The organism is Nocardioides convexus (assembly GCF_011090295.1).
Genome location: NZ_JAAMYA010000001.1, coordinates 2,574,948 through 2,588,833, shown reverse-complemented (window position 1 = coordinate 2,588,833; position 13,886 = coordinate 2,574,948). Strand labels below are relative to the sequence as shown.

The window sequence follows — 13,886 nt, the reverse complement described above, 5'->3', positions numbered from 1 at the left end:
GATCGTCAGGCCACGGGTTGATCCGGTCGTACGACGCCGGGTGGACCCCTCAGGCCCGGACCAGCCCGGTGTCGTAGGCGAGCACCACGAGCCTGGACCCGGTCGCGGGAGCCGGTCTTGGCCAGCAGCCGCCCGACGTGGGTCTTCACGGTGGCCTCCGAGACCACGAACTCGGCCGCGATCTCGGCGTTGGACAGCCCGCGCCCCACCAGCACGAGGGTCTCCCGCTCGCGGTCGGTGAGCAGCGCGAGCCGGTCGTCCGGGCTCGGCGTCGAGGGGTCGGGCAGCGCCGTCGCGAAGTGCTCCAGCAGCCGGCGGGTGGTGCTCGGGGCGACCACGGAGTCGCCCGCGTGGACCGTGCGGATGGCGCCGAGCAGGGTCTCGGGCGTCGCGTCCTTGAGCAGGAAGGCCGCCGCACCGGCGCGGATCGCGCCCAGGGCGTGCTCGTCGAGGTCGAAGGTCGTGAGCACGACGACCTGCGGCGCGCCCGCCCGTGCGGTCAGCCGCCGGGTGGCCTCGACCCCGTCCAGGCGCGGCATCCGCACGTCCATCAGCACCACGTCGCAGGCCGTCACGGCCAGTCGCTCCAGGGCCTCGCCACCGTCGCCGGCCTCGCCCACGACGGTGAGGTCGGGCTGGCTGTCGATCAGCATGCGGAAGCCGGCGCGCACCAGGCTCCTGGTCGTCGACGAGGAACACCCGGATCGGATCGCTCACAGCGGGATCCTCGCGCACACCGCGAAGCCGCCGCCCGGCGCGGGCCCCGCCGTCAGCGTGCCGCCGTGCGCCGCGACCCGCTCGCGCATGCCGGTCAGGCCCAGCCCGCGGCCGTCGTCGGGCGCCGCCGCGCCCCGACCGTCGTCGCGCACCTCGACCCGCAGCGCGCCGGCGTCGGGCCGCAGCACGACGTGCGCGGTGGCGGGCCCGGCGTGCTTGCGGATGTTGGTCAGCCCCTCCTGCACGATCCGGTACGCCGTGAGGGCAACCCCGTCCGGAACGATCACCGTGGGCCCGGGCGAACTCGGCGGTGACCGCCGTCCCGGCGGCACGGGCCTCGTCCAGCAGGCTCGCCAGGTCCGAGAGCCGCGGCTGCGGCGCCTGCGGGCCGGCGTCCTCGGAGCGGAGCACCCCCAGCATCCCGCGCAGACTCGGCCAGCGCCTCGCGCCCGGTCGCGGCGATCGTGCCCAGGGCCGGCGCGGTGACCGAAGGGTCGTGCGTCCCCGCGGCCCGGGCGCCGTCGGCCTGGACCACCATCGTGGTCAGGCTGTGCGCGACGACGTCGTGCATCTCCCGGGCGATCCGGTGCCGCTCCTCGATCGCCGCCAGGGCGGCCTGCTGGGCGGCCTCGCGCTGGAGCCGCTCACCGCGCTCGACCAGCGCGTCGACGTAGGCCTGCCGGGTGCGGCCGAGGGTGCCGAGCGCCCAGGCCACGACGACGAAGAGGGCGATGGTGATGAAGTACGCGGTGACGTCCTGCGCGCGGCCCTCGTCACTGTAGATCCGCTTCACCCAGTCGCCGGCCGCGACCCCCGCACCCAGCATCCCGACCGCGAGCGCGCCCAGGGACCAGGCGGTGGTGGAGAAGCGGGCCACCGAGTAGGTCGCGATCGGGAAGGCGAGCTGGCTCCACAGCGGGTAGTCGTTGAGGAAGGGCTGGACCGCGCTGGCGGCCGATACCGCGACGAAGACCGCCACCGGGTGGCGGCGACGCCAGGCCAGTGGGGCGATCTGGACGAGCATGAGCAGGCCGTCGGGCACCGCGACCCAGATCAGGTACGCCGGCACGGGCAGCAGGAGCAGCAGGGTGAGCCCGATGTCGAACCACTTCTCGCCGCGGGGCCCGAGGCGCCACGGCTGCCGGTCCTGACGGGTCACCGCACCACCGTAGAGCCCGCGCGCAGCCGGTGCGTCAGACCACGGGTGGACTCTCAGGTCAGCCGACCGGCCAGCACGACCCAGGTGAAGAAGGCGATCCCGAGCAGCATCCCGACGTGGCCGAGGATCGACAGCGCCGGGCCTTCGGCCCAGCCTGTCGCCGGTCGTGTCGGCGGCGTGCTTGCCGGCGCCGGACATCCAACGGGCCAGGATGAGCAGCCCGATCACGACCTCGACCCACCAGGCGACCAGCGCTGCCGCGCCGACCCCGCCCGAGGGGTCGGCGAGGTAGACGATCCACACGACCAGCGCCACCACGCCGACGACCGTGTGCGCGTTCACGATCCACAGCGGGACGACGGCGTGCCCGGACTGGCTCTGCTCCGAGGACAGGCGCATCCGGGTGAGCAGCACGACGACCGCCGCCAGCGCGGTCAGCATCCAGACGGCGTTCTCGAGGTCCACGGCCGCATCGTCCCACAGCCTGTGACCCACGCCACATGGGTGGCGCGTACGCTGGGACTCCCCGGAAGGAGTCCGCCATGGCCGAACGATTCCGTCACCTGCCACCCCCGCCCGACCCGGCCGCGCTGCGCACCGGCCAGGACGTCGACCCGACGCCGCCGGAGGAGGCCGACGAGTACCGCGAGCCTGCTCTGGGTCGTCAACCGCTACGGCTGAGCCGCCCGCCGAGCACCCTGAGTAGGGTGCAGAGCATGACCAAGTGGGAGTACCAGGTGGCGCCCGTCCTCAACCACGTCGCGGCGCAGATCCTCAACAACTTCGGCCAGGACGGGTGGGAGCCTGGTGACGCTCGTGCCCGGTCAGGGCGGCAACGACATCGCCTACTTCAAGCGCCCGGCCGAGGGCTGAGCGATGACCCCCGAGGAGCGGCTCGCCGGTCTCGGGCTGAGCGTCCCGGAGGTGGTGCCGCCGGTGGCGGCGTACCTGCCGGCGGTGCGCAGCGGTCAGCACGTCTACACCGCCGGCCAGATCCCGATGCGCGAGGGCACCCTCGTCGCGACCGGCAAGGTCGGTGACGGCACGACGCCCGAGCAGGCCACCGAGGCTGCCCGCCAGTGCGCGCTCAACGCGATCGCCGCGATCCGCTCGGTGACCGGCACCCTGGAGAACGTCCGGATCGTCAAGGTCGGCGTCTTCGTCGCCTCGGCGCCGGACTTCACCGGCCAGCCCGCGGTCGCCAACGGCGCCTCGGGTTCGTTCGGCCAGTCTTCGGCGACGCCGGCGTGCACGCCCGCTCGGCCGTCGGGGTCGCCGCGCTGCCCCTCGACTCGACGGTCGAGGTCGAGGTGGTCGCGGAAGTGGTCGCGTGAGGATCCCGCTGCCGCCGGTCCCGCTGCCGGCGGAGCCTCGCCGACGTCGCCCGGGAGTACGCCGACGGCACCCGCCAGGCGGCCGAGCCGCGCAACGCGGCGACGGTGGTGCTGCAGCGCGCCGGTGCCGACGGGGCGCCGGAGGTGTACCTGCTGCGGCGCCAGGTGACGATGGACTTCGCCGGGGGCATGTGCGTCTTCCCCGGCGGTGGCGTGGACCCGCGCGACTTCGACCACGAGGTCGCCTGGGCCGGGCCGACGCCCGCCGAGTGGGCCGCGCGCCTGGGCACCGAGGAGGACCTCGCCCGGGCGCTGGTGTGCGCTGCGGTGCGGGAGACCTTCGAGGAGTCCGGCGTCCTGCTCGCCGGCTCCTCGGCCGGCGAGGTCGTGGCCGACACGACCGGCGAGGACTGGGAGGCCGACCGCGTCGCGCTGGAGTCGCGCGAGCTCTCCCTCACCGACTTCCTCGACCGGCGCGGGCTGGTGCTGCGCACCGACCTGCTCGGCATCTGGAGCGGCTGGCTGACCCCGGTCTTCGAGCCCAAGCGCTACCGCACCTGGTTCTTCGTCGCCCAGGCTGCCCGAGGGGCAGATCACCCGCGACGTCTCCAGCGAGTCCTCGGAGGTCGTCTGGCTGCCCGCGCTGGAGGCTGCGAACGAGGCGGACGCCGGCACGCTGGCGATGCTCCCGCCGACGTACCTCACCTGCCTGGAGATCGGGACCCTCGGCACCGTCGACGCGGTGCTCGCGACGGCCACCGAGCGCTCGGTGGAGATGTTCATGCCTGAGGTCGAGCCGCTCGGCGAGGGCTTCACCCTCTCGATGCCCGACGCGCTGCGACCGCTCGTGCAGAGCCGGAGGGCGTGACGTGGAGCCCTGGCACGGCGGCGCGCACGGCGCCCGGGGCCGCTGCGTCCTGGCGCCCAACCCGGGCTTGATGACGCTCGACGGCACGAACACCTGGATCCTGCGCGAGCCGGGTGCGGAGCGTTCGATCGTCGTCGACCCCGGCCCGCTGGACGACGGCCACCTCGACGCCGTGGCCGCGCTCGCCGGGACCGTCGACCAGGTCGTCGTCACCCACCACCACCTCGACCACACCGAGGCGGCGCGCTCCTTCGCGGAGCGGATGGGCTGCGGGATCCGCGGCCTCGACCCGGCGCAGTGCTGGGGCGCGGACCCGCTGCGCGACGGCGAGACGATCTCGGTCGGGGGCCTGGACGTCGAGGTGCTCACCACCCCGGGCCACACCAGCGACTCGGTCTCCCTGCTCGTGGAGGCCGACGGCGCGCTGCTGACCGGCGACATGGTCCTGGGTCGCGGTACGACGGTCATCGCCCACCCCGACGGCGACCTCGGCTCCTACTTCGACTCGATCGCCCGGATGCGCGCCCTGGTGAGCGCGGGCCGGGCGACCTCGCTGTGGCCCGCGCACGGCCCGGTCCTGCCCGACGGGGCGGCCGTGCTCGACCACTACGTGGTCCACCGTCGCGAGCGGCTCGCCCAGGTGGAGAGTGCCCTCGGCGCCCTGGGCCTGTCGGCCGGGCAGGCTCGCGCCGGACGTCGCGGAGGACCCGGACCTGCCGCGCCGGGTCGTCGAGGTCGTGTACGCCGACGTCGACCCCTCGCTGTGGGGCGCGGCCGAGTGGTCGGTGCGCGCGCAGGCTGGCCTACCTCGCGGCCCGCTGATCCGAGGGTTGCGCGCGAAGGTAAAGCCCGCACCGTTTCCCGGATTTCTGGTGAACCCTCTGCTGCAGTAGGCGGATGCTCCCCCCGCGCAGAACCCGTTCGCTGTCCCTTGCCCTGGCGGGCGCCGTCACCGTCCTGACGACGCTTGCCGCCGGTTCCGCCCTCGCCGACGACGCCGCTCCGGCGCCCGAGACCCCCACCGAGAGCGTCGCCCCGGTGCCCGAGCCGGTGCCCGAGCCCCAGCCTGAGCCAGCACCCGAGCCGCAGCCCGAGGTGAAGCCGCAGCCCCAGCCCCAGCCCAAGCCCCAGCCGAAGCCGGAGCCGAAGCCCGAGCCCGAGCCTGAGCCCGAGCCGAAGCCGGCGAAGAGCGCGCCCACCCCGCAGGCCGCCCTCGGCCCGGTGGTCGTCTCCGGGAATTCCGCGATCGTCGTGGAGGCGACCAGCGCAGCCGGCGCCGTCGTACCGATCAGCCTTCTCGATCAGCGGCGGGTGGAGCGACTTCCCGATCGTGGCCAACGCCTGCGCGCTCGGCAACAAGCTACGTCGACACCGTGGCGGAGTTCTTCGACCTCACCTTCCTCGGCGCGGGTCTCGGGACCACCTTCTCGACCAGCCGGCAGCCTGCCGGTCGGCACCTACTACGGCGCCTGCCTGTTCGCGCCCTTCTCGCTGGGCAACCTCGCGCAGTTCAAGGCTGCACCGGTTCACCGTCGAGGTGACCGACCCGCTGCCGACGATCACCGTCCCCGACGCGATCGGCGCGGAGGCCGAGGACGCCGCCGGTGCCCCGGTCTCCTTCGCGGTCACCGCGCACGACGTGATCGACGGCGACCTCGCACCCACCTGCGACGCCGTCTCGGGCGCCACCTTCCCGATCGGTACGACGACCGTCACCTGCGCCGCGACCAACTCCCGCGACGCCGAGGCCACCGACACCTTCGACGTCACCGTCACCGCGCCGCAGCCGAGCGTCACCGGGCCCACGACGACGACCGTGGAGGCGACCGGGCCCGAAGGCTCGGCCGTCGACCTCGCCGTCTCCGGGTCGGACTTCGTCGGCAGTGCGCTCACCCCTGTCTGCCGGACCGGCGGCGGGGAGGGGCCGGAGGTCGTCCCGGGCGCGACCTTCCCGCTCGGTGACACCGCGGTGCGCTGCGTGGTCACCGACGAGTGGGGCGGGCAGGCCTCGGCGTCCTTCGTGGTCAGCGTCGTCGACACCACCGGACCCGTGATCACCGTTCCCGAGGGCCTCACCGTCGACGCGACCGGGCCCGAGGGCGCGGTCGTGGAGTTCGAGGCGACGGCGCACGACGTGGTCGCCGGCGACGTACCGGTCTCCTGCGACCCGACCTCCGGGAGCACCTTCGCGCTCGGCGAGACCGAGGTGCGCTGCACCGCGACGGACCAGCCCACCTCGCTGCGTGCCCGCACGGTCCGGGCCGCGCGGGCGAGCATCAGCGCGGCGACGTTCACCGTCACGGTGACCACGCCCGCGACGACCGACCCCGAGGAGGAGGCGCCGAGCGACGGCGGTGGCGTGGGCGAGGGTGTCACCGACGTGCCCGGCGAGGTCGGCGGCGTCCAGGCCACCGCGACGGCACTGCCCGACACCGGCGCCCCGGCGCTGACCGGTCCGGTGCTGCTCGCGGTCCTGCTGCTCGGTGCCGGCGGGGCGCTGGTCTCGCGGCGCAGGGCCTGACCCGGCAGTGGGGACATGACCTCGGAGGTCATGTCCCCACCGCCCCGCGGTGGCTAGCGTGACGCCCGTGAACGCGACCGCCGGTGTCCTGCTCCGCGAGTGGCGGCAGCGCCGCCACCTCTCCCAGGCTCGAGCTCGCCAACCGGGCGGAGGTCTCGACGCGGCACCTGAGCCTACATCGAGACCGGCCGCTCCCGGCCCACGAGTGCCATGGTGGTGCGCCTGTGCGACCACCTGGAGGTCCCCCTGCGGGAGCAGAACTCCGTGCTCCCGGCCGCGGGGCACGCCCCCGCACATCCTGAGCACCGGCTCACCGACCCGCCGATGGCGGAGGCCAACGCCGCCCTGGAGACGATCCTGCGCGGCCACCTGCCCTTCCCGGCGCTCGTCGTCGACCGGCACTGGGACCTGGTCGCCGCCAACGACGCGGTCTACGCCCTCCTCGAGGGAGTGGACGCGGACCTGCTGGAGCCGCCCGTCAACGTGATCCGGCTCTCGGTGCACCCGCGCGGGCTCGGCGGGCGGATCGTCAACCTCGAGGAGTGGCGGGCGCACCTGGCCGAGCGCCTCCGCCAGGAGCACGACGCCACCGGCGACGCCGAGTCGGCGGCGCTGCTCGCCGAGGTGAGCGCCGGTGGCGTGGCGCCGCTGCGGTCGTCCGCGCTCGTCGTACCGATGGAGGTGCGGGTGGCCGACGGCACGGTGCTGTCGTTCATCTCCACGACCACCGTCTTCGGCACGCCCCGCGAGGTGACGCTGAGCGAGCCTGGCGATCGAGGCGTTCTACCCTGCCGACGAAGCGACCCGGGCCCGCCTGGTGCGGTGAGGATCAGCGGGCGCGCCGCGACATCCGCTCCATGTCGAGGATGACGACCGAGCGCGGCTCCAGGCGCAGCCAGCCGCGCGAGGCGAAGTCGGCGAGCGCCTTGTTGACCGTCTCGCGGGAGGCGCCGACCAGGCTGGGCCAGGCTCCTCCTGGGTGAGGTCGTGGTGGACGTGCACGCCGTCGTCGGCGGTGCGGCCGAAGCGGTCGGCGAGGTCGAGCAGCGCCTTGGCGACCCGGCCGGGGACGTCGGAGAACACCAGGTCCGCGACGACGTCGTTGGCCTTGCGCAGCCGGCCGGCGAGCCTGGGTGAGCAGACCGCGGGCGACGACGGGGCGGCCCTCCAGCCAGCGCAGCAGGTCCTCGTGCGACAGCGAGGCGAACTCGGCGTCGGTGACCGCGGTGACCGTGGCCGAGCGCGGGCCGGGGTCGAAGAGCGAGAGCTCACCGAACATCTGGCCCGGGCCCATGATCGCGAGCAGGTTCTCGCGGCCGTCGGAGGACGTGCGGCCGAGCCTTCACCTTGCCCTCGAGCACGACGAACGAACTTTGTCGCCGCTGTCGCCCTCGTGGAAGAGCACCTCTCCCCGGCGCAGTCGCGTGGTGGCCAGCGACGTGCGCAGCGCAGCCATGGCCTCGTCGTCGAGGGCACTGAACAGTGGCGCCTGACGGAGTACGTCGTTGTCCACGCTTCCTCCAAAGTCACATGAAACCGGGTCTGCGGCATCCTATCCAGTGCGGCATGTCACACCTAGCCAACGCGCGGGGGTGAACGGCCGGGGAGAGTGTCGGAGCCAGCACGTAGGCTGCCTCCGTGCGGCCGATCGACACCACCGACGAGACGTCGACCCAGGCTGGTGCGGCGGGCCCGCAAGATCGACCGGGTCCTCGCCGAGACCTATCCCGACGCCAAGGCCGAGCTCGACTTCGACGACGCCTTCCAGTGCCTCGTCGTGACGGTGCTGTCGGCGCAGACCACCGACAAGCGGGTCAACGCGGTGCGCCCGATCCTCTTCGCGGCGTACCCGGACCCGGCGGCGATGGCCGCCGCCGACCGCGCCCACCTGGAGCAGATCGTCGGCCCGCTCGGCTTCTTCCGGGCCAAGACCGAGTCGCTGCTCAAGGCTGAGCGCCGCCCTCGTCGAGCGGTACGACGGCCGGTCCCCCCGCGCCTCGAGGACCTCGTCACGCTGCCCGGCGTGGGCCGCAAGACCGCCAACGTGGTGCTGGGCAACGCCTTCGACATCCCCGGCATCACCGTGGACACCCACTTCGGCCGGCTCGCCCGGCGACTGGGCTGGACCGACCTGGAGGACCCGGTGAAGGTGGAGCACGCGGTCGGCGCGCTCTTCCCCCAGCGGGACTGGACGATGCTCAGCCACCACCTGATCTGGCACGGCCGCCGACGCTGCCACGCCAAGAAGCCTGCCTGCGGTGCCTGCCCGGTGGCGCGCTGGTGCCCGTCGTACGGCCTGGGTCCGACGGACCCGGTCGAGGCGGAGAAGCTCGTCCGCACGGAGGGCCCCAACTGATGCTCGGCGTCCGGGCCGCCGTGCTGGCGGCCATCGCGGTCCTGCTCACCGCCTGCGACAGCAGCAGCGGTGCGCTGGCCTGCAAGGTCGACGTCGACACCCCGCAGCCTGGTCGAGGACCGCACGGCCGCAGGGATCGCCGACTGCACCGAGATCCCGACCGCGAAGGGCGCGGCGCAGGCTGCCCGACGTCAGCCTGCACTGCCTCGGCGGCACGTCGAAGGTGTCGCTCGCGGACGTCCAGGGCCCGGCGATCGTGAACTTCTGGTCCACCACCTGCGTCGCCTGCCTCAAGGAGATGCCGGTGCTGCAGCAGTTCCACGAGCAGTACGGCGCGCAGGTGGCCATGATCGGCGTGAACTTCCTCGACACCTACCCCGGCGCCGCGATCGACTTCGCCCGGATGAAGAAGGTGACCTACCCGTCGGCGGCCGACGCCTGCGGCGACCTGCAGGGCAGCGACCTGGTGCTGACCGGGCTGCCGCAGTTCGTCTTCGTCAAGGCCGACGGCGAGGCGAAGCAGGTCGCGGGCGGGATCACCTCGCTCGACAAGATCGTGACGCTGGCCGAGCAGAACCTCGGCATCGACCTGCCGGCCCCGAGGGCGGCCTCGTGAGCGCCGTACCAGCCGACCTGCCGCAGTGGCTGCGGCCGGTCGTCGACGGTGCGCGCGCCATCCAGGGCAGCGACCTGAGCGCCTTCCTGCCGCCCGCCGACCGGGAGGTACGACGAGGCGCGGTCCTCATGCTCTTCGGCGACCGCGACGTGCTGCTCACCGAGCGCGCCCACGACATGCGCTCGCACCCCGGCCAGGTCTCCTTCCCCGGCGGCAGCATCGACCCGGGGGAGACGCCGGTCGAGGCCGCGCTGCGCGAGGCCCAGGAGGAGATCGGCGTCGACCCGGCGGGCGTCGAGGTGGTGGGCCGGCTGCCCGGTTCGTGGCTGCCGCCGTCGAACTTCGCGGTCACCCCGATCCTCGGCTGGTGGCGCGAGCCCGGCCCGATCCGGGTCGCCTCGCCCGAGGAGGTGCACGCGATCCACCGGGTGCCGCTGGAGGAGCCTGTTCGCCCCCGAGCACCGGATCCAGGTCCGCCACCCCGGTGGCTGGAAGGGGCCGGGCTTCCTGATCGGCCCCGGCAAGGACGTGATCCTGTGGGGATTCACCGGCGGCATCCTCACCCGGTTCTTCGACTTCCTCGGGTGGCTCCCCCCGGTGGCGGACCCGCCGGTGCATGATCTCCCCGACTACATGCTCGCCGAGTACGTCCGCCGGACGGCCACGCCGAGCGCGGACGGGGACGACGGCATGGACCTCCTGGAGCCGAACGAGTGAACGTTCTCGACTGGCTGCTCATCCTCCCGGTGCTCGCCTACGCCCTGTCCGGCTACTGGCAGGGCTTCGTCACCGGCGCCTTCGCCACGGCCGGCCTGCTCGCCGGTGGTCTCGGCGGGATCTTCCTGGCGCCGCTGCTGCTGAGCCGCTTCGACCCCTCGCTGGCGGTCTCCCTCGGCGCCCTCTTCGTCGTCATCCTGTGCGCCTCGCTGGGCCAGGCCCTGCTGCAGTACGCCGGCGCGCGGGTCCGCGAGCGGATCACCTGGCAGCCCGCCCGTGCCCTCGACGCGGTCGGGGGCGCGCTGCTGAGCGCGTTCGCGGTGCTCCTCGTCGCCTGGGCGCTCGGTGTGGCGATCAGCGGCACCCGGATCGGCCCGGTCACCTCGTTGGTGCGCAGGCTCCGCGGTGCTCGGCAAGGTCAACGCCGTGCTGCCGGAGTCCGCGCCGAACGCGCTGGAGGCCTTCAACAACGTCGTCGGCACCGGCTTCTTCCCGCGCTACCTGGAGCCCTTCGCGCCCGAGCAGATCGTGGAGGTCGCGCCCGGGCCGACCAACCTGCCGCGCACGGCCGCCATTCGCGCCGTACGCCCCAGCGTGGTGAAGATCCGCGGCGGCAACAAGTGCGGCCGCGGGGTCGAGGGCACCGGCTTCGTCTTCGGCCGCAACCGGGTGATGACCAACGCCCACGTGGTCGCGGGCGTCGAGGACCCGGAGGTCAGCATCGGCGGCGGCACCGAGCTCGCCCGGGTGGTGCTCTACGACCGTGAGACTCGACATCGCCGTGCTCGCCGTCGACACCGGCGACGCGCCGGTCCTCAAGTTCGACGAGGGCGCCGAGGCCGAGACGCCGGTCGCCATCGTGGGCTACCCGCAGGACGGGCCGTTCGACGTCCAGACCGGCCGGGTCCGCGCGGTGCAGAACCTCCGTTCCCCCGACATCTACGGCGACGGCACGGTCGTGCGCGAGGTCTTCTCGCTGCGCGGCCTGGTCCGCCCCGGCAACTCCGGCGGCCCGATCGTCACCGCGCAGGGCAAGGTCGCCGGCGTCGTCTTCGCCGCATCCGTCACCGACCGCGACACCGGCTACGCGCTCACCGCCAAGCAGGTGGCGGCCAGCGCGCGCAAGGGCACCTCGCCGCAGACCGAGGGCCGCGAGGCGGACACCGGCAACTGCGCGGCCTGAGCCTGTAGGAATACCCGCTTACCGGGGGATTCCTGCGGTTCTTGACCTTTGCAACGGCCAGGAACCGCAGGAATCCCCCGCTAAGCGGGTATTCCTGCAACCCCTCGGTCCCGCCCCGAGGCGATTACGCCATAGTGGGCCCATGACCGGCACGTCGATGTACCCCGCGTTCGCCGCCCCCAGCGAGAAGGCCCTCCGGCTCTTCGAGGAGATGAAGCGCTTCCTCGCCGAGGAGGTCTTCCCCGCCGAGGAGTCCTACGCCCGCTACCGCGAGGAGCAGGGACCGGAGGACCACACGGTCCCGCCGGTGGTGGAGGAGCTCAAGGCGAAGGCTCGCGAGCGCGGCCTGTGGAACCTCTTCCTGCCGAGCGACTCCGGGCTCACCCAGGCTGGAGTACGCCACGATCGCCGAGGCTCTCCGGGTGGAGCCTGGAGATCGCGCCGGAGGCGATCAACTGCCAGGCGCCGGACACCGGCAACATGGAGCTGCTGCACCTCGTCGGCACCGAGGCCCAGCAGGAGCGCTGGCTGACGCCGCTGCTGGAGGGGAGGATCCGCTCGGCGTTCGCGATGACCGAGCCCGCCGTCGCCTCCTCCGACGCCACGAACATCGAGACCCGCATCGAGCGCGACGGCGACGAGTACGTCATCAACGGCCGCAAGTGGTGGATCACCGGCGCCGCGGACCCGCGCTGCGAGGTGCTCATCGTGATGGGCAAGACCGACCCGACAGCGGCCATCCACCGCCAGCAGTCGATGGTGATCGTGCCGGTCGACACCCCGGGCGTGGAGATCAAGCGCTCCTACCCCGTCTTCGGCCACCAGGACCAGCACGGCCACTGCGTCATCGAGTTCACCGATGCGCGGGTGCCGCTGGCGAACCTCCTCGGCGAGGAGGGCGGCGGCTTCGCGGCGGCCCAGATGCGCCTGGGCCCCGGCCGGATCCACCACGTGATGCGGGCGCTGGGTGCCGGCGAGCGGGCGCTGGCGATGATGGTCGAGCGTGCGAAGACGCGGACTGCGTTCGGCGGCCTGCTCGCCGAGCAGTCGGCCGTGCGGGAGAAGATCGCCGAGTCCCGGGTGGAGCTCGACCAGGCGCGAGCGCTGTGCCACCTCGCCGCGCACACCGTCGACGCGGAGGGCAACAAGGCGGCCCGGCACCTCATCGCCGCTGCCAAGGTCGCCGTCCCGCGGGCCGTGCTCTCGGTCATCGACCGCGCCATCCAGCCTGCACGGCGCCGCGGGTATCAGCGACGCGACGCCGCTCGCCGCGCTGTGGGGATGGCACCGCGCGATGCGGATCTTCGACGGCCCGGACGAGGCCCACCTGACGACGCTGGGCCGCGCCGAGCCTGACCCGTGACCCGCTCTTCGACCTGCCCGCCTCGCTCCACGACCAGTTCCGCTGAGGACCCCGATGACCTTCGTCCAGTACGAGCACGCCGACGGCGTCGCCCGGATCACCCTCACCGACGGCGCCAGCGGCAACCCGGTCCACCCGGGGTCGGTCGCCGCCCTCCACGAGGCCGTACGACGCGCGCGGCGCGACGCCGCGAAGGTCGTCGTCCTCGCCGCCGAGGGCCGGTTCTTCTCCGTCGGCGGCGACCTCGGTGCCTTTTCCGCGGCCGAGGACGTCGAGGCATTCATCGACGACCTCGCCGAGGCGCTGCACCGCGTGGTCGGTGAGCCTGGTCCGCTCCGAGGCGATCGTGGTCACCGTGGTGCAGGGCACCGCCGCGGGCGCGGGCTTCCCGCTCGCCGCCGCCGGCGACATCGTCCTCGCCGCGGACACCGCCAAGTTCAGCCTGGCCTACACCAAGGTCGGTCTCTCGCCCGACGGCGGCAGGCTCGCTGCTCGTGCACACCCTGGGACTGCACCGCACCCTGCGCCTGGCCATCCTCGGCGACCTGCTCACCGCCCAGGAGGCCGCCGACGCCGGGCTGGTGGCGCGGGTCGTGCCCGCCGAGGAGCCTCGCCGACGTGACCGAGCAGGTCGTGGCGAGCCTGGCCGCCGGCTCCGGCACCGCGAACGCCGCCGCCAAGCGGCTGATCCGGGAGGCCGTCGTACCGGCCCCGGAGAGCGCGCTGCGCAAGGAGACGCTGTCGATCCGCGCGCTCGCCGGCTCGCCCGACGGGCGCGAGGGCGTCGCGGCGTTCGTGGAGAAGCGGGCGCCGAGGTTCAGGCTGAGCAGCGGCACGCTCTCCGTCGGCGGCTGTCCGCCGGTGATCACGGCGGACAGCCGCTGGTAGGCGATCCGGGTGATCTCGTTGTGCACCGTCGCCAGCGGGATGGGGGACAGGGTCATCACCCGGACGATCGTCGACCCGCGGCGGAAGTAGGTGACGGTGTTGCCGACGTCCCCGGCGTGCGCGCCGGTGATCGTGCCGACCGCGACGTAGCCGCGCTGAGCGCC

Annotated in this window: 19 protein-coding genes and 3 pseudogenes; 18 read left to right on the top strand and 4 right to left on the bottom strand. The window is 73.5% G+C overall.

Annotated features, from left to right (window positions below; genetic code table 11):
* Positions 1-5 precede the first annotated feature (5 nt).
* The 3 genes from G5V59_RS19455 to G5V59_RS19445 are packed head-to-tail and all read right to left on the bottom strand — an operon-like array spanning position 6 to position 2,341.
* Positions 6-671: a response regulator transcription factor gene (locus G5V59_RS19455; RefSeq protein ID WP_341350985.1), complete on the bottom strand. Its 666-nt coding sequence runs from the start codon at positions 669-671 to the stop codon at positions 6-8.
* Positions 672-713: 42 nt separating this feature from the next.
* Complete coding sequence (locus tag G5V59_RS19450) at positions 714-962, bottom strand: ATP-binding protein (RefSeq protein WP_278257545.1); 249 nt, start codon at positions 960-962, stop codon at positions 714-716.
* Positions 963-1,000: 38 nt separating this feature from the next.
* Positions 1,001-2,341 (bottom strand): histidine kinase, encoded by a 1,341-nt coding sequence (locus G5V59_RS19445; protein ID WP_278257544.1) that lies wholly within the window; start codon positions 2,339-2,341, stop codon positions 1,001-1,003.
* A gap of 411 nt (positions 2,342-2,752) precedes the next feature.
* On the opposite strand from G5V59_RS19445, the gene G5V59_RS19440 reads away from it, so the two are divergent.
* From G5V59_RS19440 to G5V59_RS19415, 6 genes and pseudogenes are all read left to right on the top strand, one after another.
* Positions 2,753-3,379, top strand: a complete 627-nt coding sequence (locus tag G5V59_RS19440; protein ID WP_341350984.1) for a RidA family protein — start codon at positions 2,753-2,755, stop codon at positions 3,377-3,379.
* Complete coding sequence (locus G5V59_RS19435) at positions 3,319-3,999, top strand: hypothetical protein (protein ID WP_341350983.1); 681 nt, start codon at positions 3,319-3,321, stop codon at positions 3,997-3,999. The genes G5V59_RS19440 and G5V59_RS19435 overlap by 61 nt, the downstream gene beginning before the upstream one ends.
* A gap of 149 nt (positions 4,000-4,148) precedes the next feature.
* A pseudogene (locus G5V59_RS19430) lies at positions 4,149-4,538 on the top strand (MBL fold metallo-hydrolase); the annotation flags it as partial.
* A gap of 187 nt (positions 4,539-4,725) precedes the next feature.
* Complete coding sequence (locus tag G5V59_RS37185; protein ID WP_341351264.1) at positions 4,726-4,971, top strand: hypothetical protein; 246 nt, start codon at positions 4,726-4,728, stop codon at positions 4,969-4,971.
* A 437-nt stretch (positions 4,972-5,408) separates the two neighbouring features.
* Positions 5,409-6,599 (top strand): HYR domain-containing protein, encoded by a 1,191-nt coding sequence (locus G5V59_RS19420; protein WP_278257542.1) that lies wholly within the window; start codon positions 5,409-5,411, stop codon positions 6,597-6,599.
* A gap of 216 nt (positions 6,600-6,815) precedes the next feature.
* The gene (locus G5V59_RS19415) at positions 6,816-7,469 is read left to right on the top strand and encodes a transcriptional regulator (RefSeq protein WP_278257541.1); all 654 of its coding nucleotides are present in this window, start codon (positions 6,816-6,818) and stop codon (positions 7,467-7,469) included.
* Here G5V59_RS19415 and G5V59_RS19410 read toward each other — a convergent pair.
* Positions 7,429-8,055, bottom strand: a pseudogene (locus G5V59_RS19410) (Crp/Fnr family transcriptional regulator). The gene G5V59_RS19415 and the pseudogene G5V59_RS19410 sit on opposite strands and share 41 nt — an antisense overlap.
* Before the next feature lie 225 nt (positions 8,056-8,280).
* Here G5V59_RS19410 and nth point away from each other — a divergent pair.
* The 12 genes and pseudogenes from nth (at position 8,281) to G5V59_RS19350 (ending at position 13,722) form a co-directional block, all read left to right on the top strand.
* Positions 8,281-8,955, top strand: coding sequence for an endonuclease III (gene nth, locus G5V59_RS19405; protein WP_278257540.1), 675 nt, complete (start codon positions 8,281-8,283; stop codon positions 8,953-8,955).
* Complete coding sequence (locus tag G5V59_RS19400) at positions 8,955-9,215, top strand: hypothetical protein (RefSeq protein ID WP_278257539.1); 261 nt, start codon at positions 8,955-8,957, stop codon at positions 9,213-9,215. The genes nth and G5V59_RS19400 overlap by 1 nt, the downstream gene beginning before the upstream one ends.
* Positions 9,179-9,571 carry a TlpA disulfide reductase family protein gene (locus G5V59_RS19395; RefSeq protein WP_278257538.1) on the top strand — a complete coding sequence of 131 codons (393 nt, stop codon included), beginning with the start codon at positions 9,179-9,181 and terminating at the stop codon, positions 9,569-9,571. The genes G5V59_RS19400 and G5V59_RS19395 overlap by 37 nt, the downstream gene beginning before the upstream one ends.
* Entirely contained in the window at positions 9,568-10,191 is a 624-nt protein-coding gene (locus G5V59_RS19390) for a CoA pyrophosphatase (protein WP_278257537.1), read from the top strand. Before G5V59_RS19395 ends, G5V59_RS19390 begins: the two co-directional genes overlap by 4 nt.
* 126 nt (positions 10,192-10,317) lie before the next feature.
* Entirely contained in the window at positions 10,318-11,055 is a 738-nt protein-coding gene (locus tag G5V59_RS19385) for a CvpA family protein (protein ID WP_278257536.1), read from the top strand.
* Entirely contained in the window at positions 11,052-11,471 is a 420-nt protein-coding gene (locus tag G5V59_RS19380) for a trypsin-like peptidase domain-containing protein (RefSeq protein ID WP_278257535.1), read from the top strand. The genes G5V59_RS19385 and G5V59_RS19380 overlap by 4 nt, the downstream gene beginning before the upstream one ends.
* A gap of 142 nt (positions 11,472-11,613) precedes the next feature.
* Positions 11,614-12,003: a hypothetical protein gene (locus G5V59_RS19375; RefSeq protein ID WP_278257534.1), complete on the top strand. Its 390-nt coding sequence runs from the start codon at positions 11,614-11,616 to the stop codon at positions 12,001-12,003.
* Positions 11,952-12,734: pseudogene (locus G5V59_RS19370) on the top strand (acyl-CoA dehydrogenase family protein); the annotation flags it as partial. The gene G5V59_RS19375 and the pseudogene G5V59_RS19370, both read left to right, overlap by 52 nt.
* Positions 12,643-12,834 carry an acyl-CoA dehydrogenase family protein gene (locus G5V59_RS19365; protein WP_278259945.1) on the top strand — a complete coding sequence of 64 codons (192 nt, stop codon included), beginning with the start codon at positions 12,643-12,645 and terminating at the stop codon, positions 12,832-12,834. The pseudogene G5V59_RS19370 and the gene G5V59_RS19365, both read left to right, overlap by 92 nt.
* Positions 12,831-13,157 carry a hypothetical protein gene (locus G5V59_RS19360; protein WP_278257533.1) on the top strand — a complete coding sequence of 109 codons (327 nt, stop codon included), beginning with the start codon at positions 12,831-12,833 and terminating at the stop codon, positions 13,155-13,157. Before G5V59_RS19365 ends, G5V59_RS19360 begins: the two co-directional genes overlap by 4 nt.
* Positions 13,082-13,456, top strand: a complete 375-nt coding sequence (locus G5V59_RS19355; RefSeq protein ID WP_341350982.1) for an enoyl-CoA hydratase-related protein — start codon at positions 13,082-13,084, stop codon at positions 13,454-13,456. Before G5V59_RS19360 ends, G5V59_RS19355 begins: the two co-directional genes overlap by 76 nt.
* Positions 13,453-13,722: a hypothetical protein gene (locus G5V59_RS19350; protein WP_278257532.1), complete on the top strand. Its 270-nt coding sequence runs from the start codon at positions 13,453-13,455 to the stop codon at positions 13,720-13,722. The genes G5V59_RS19355 and G5V59_RS19350 overlap by 4 nt, the downstream gene beginning before the upstream one ends.
* Positions 13,723-13,886: the final 164 nt, after the last annotated feature.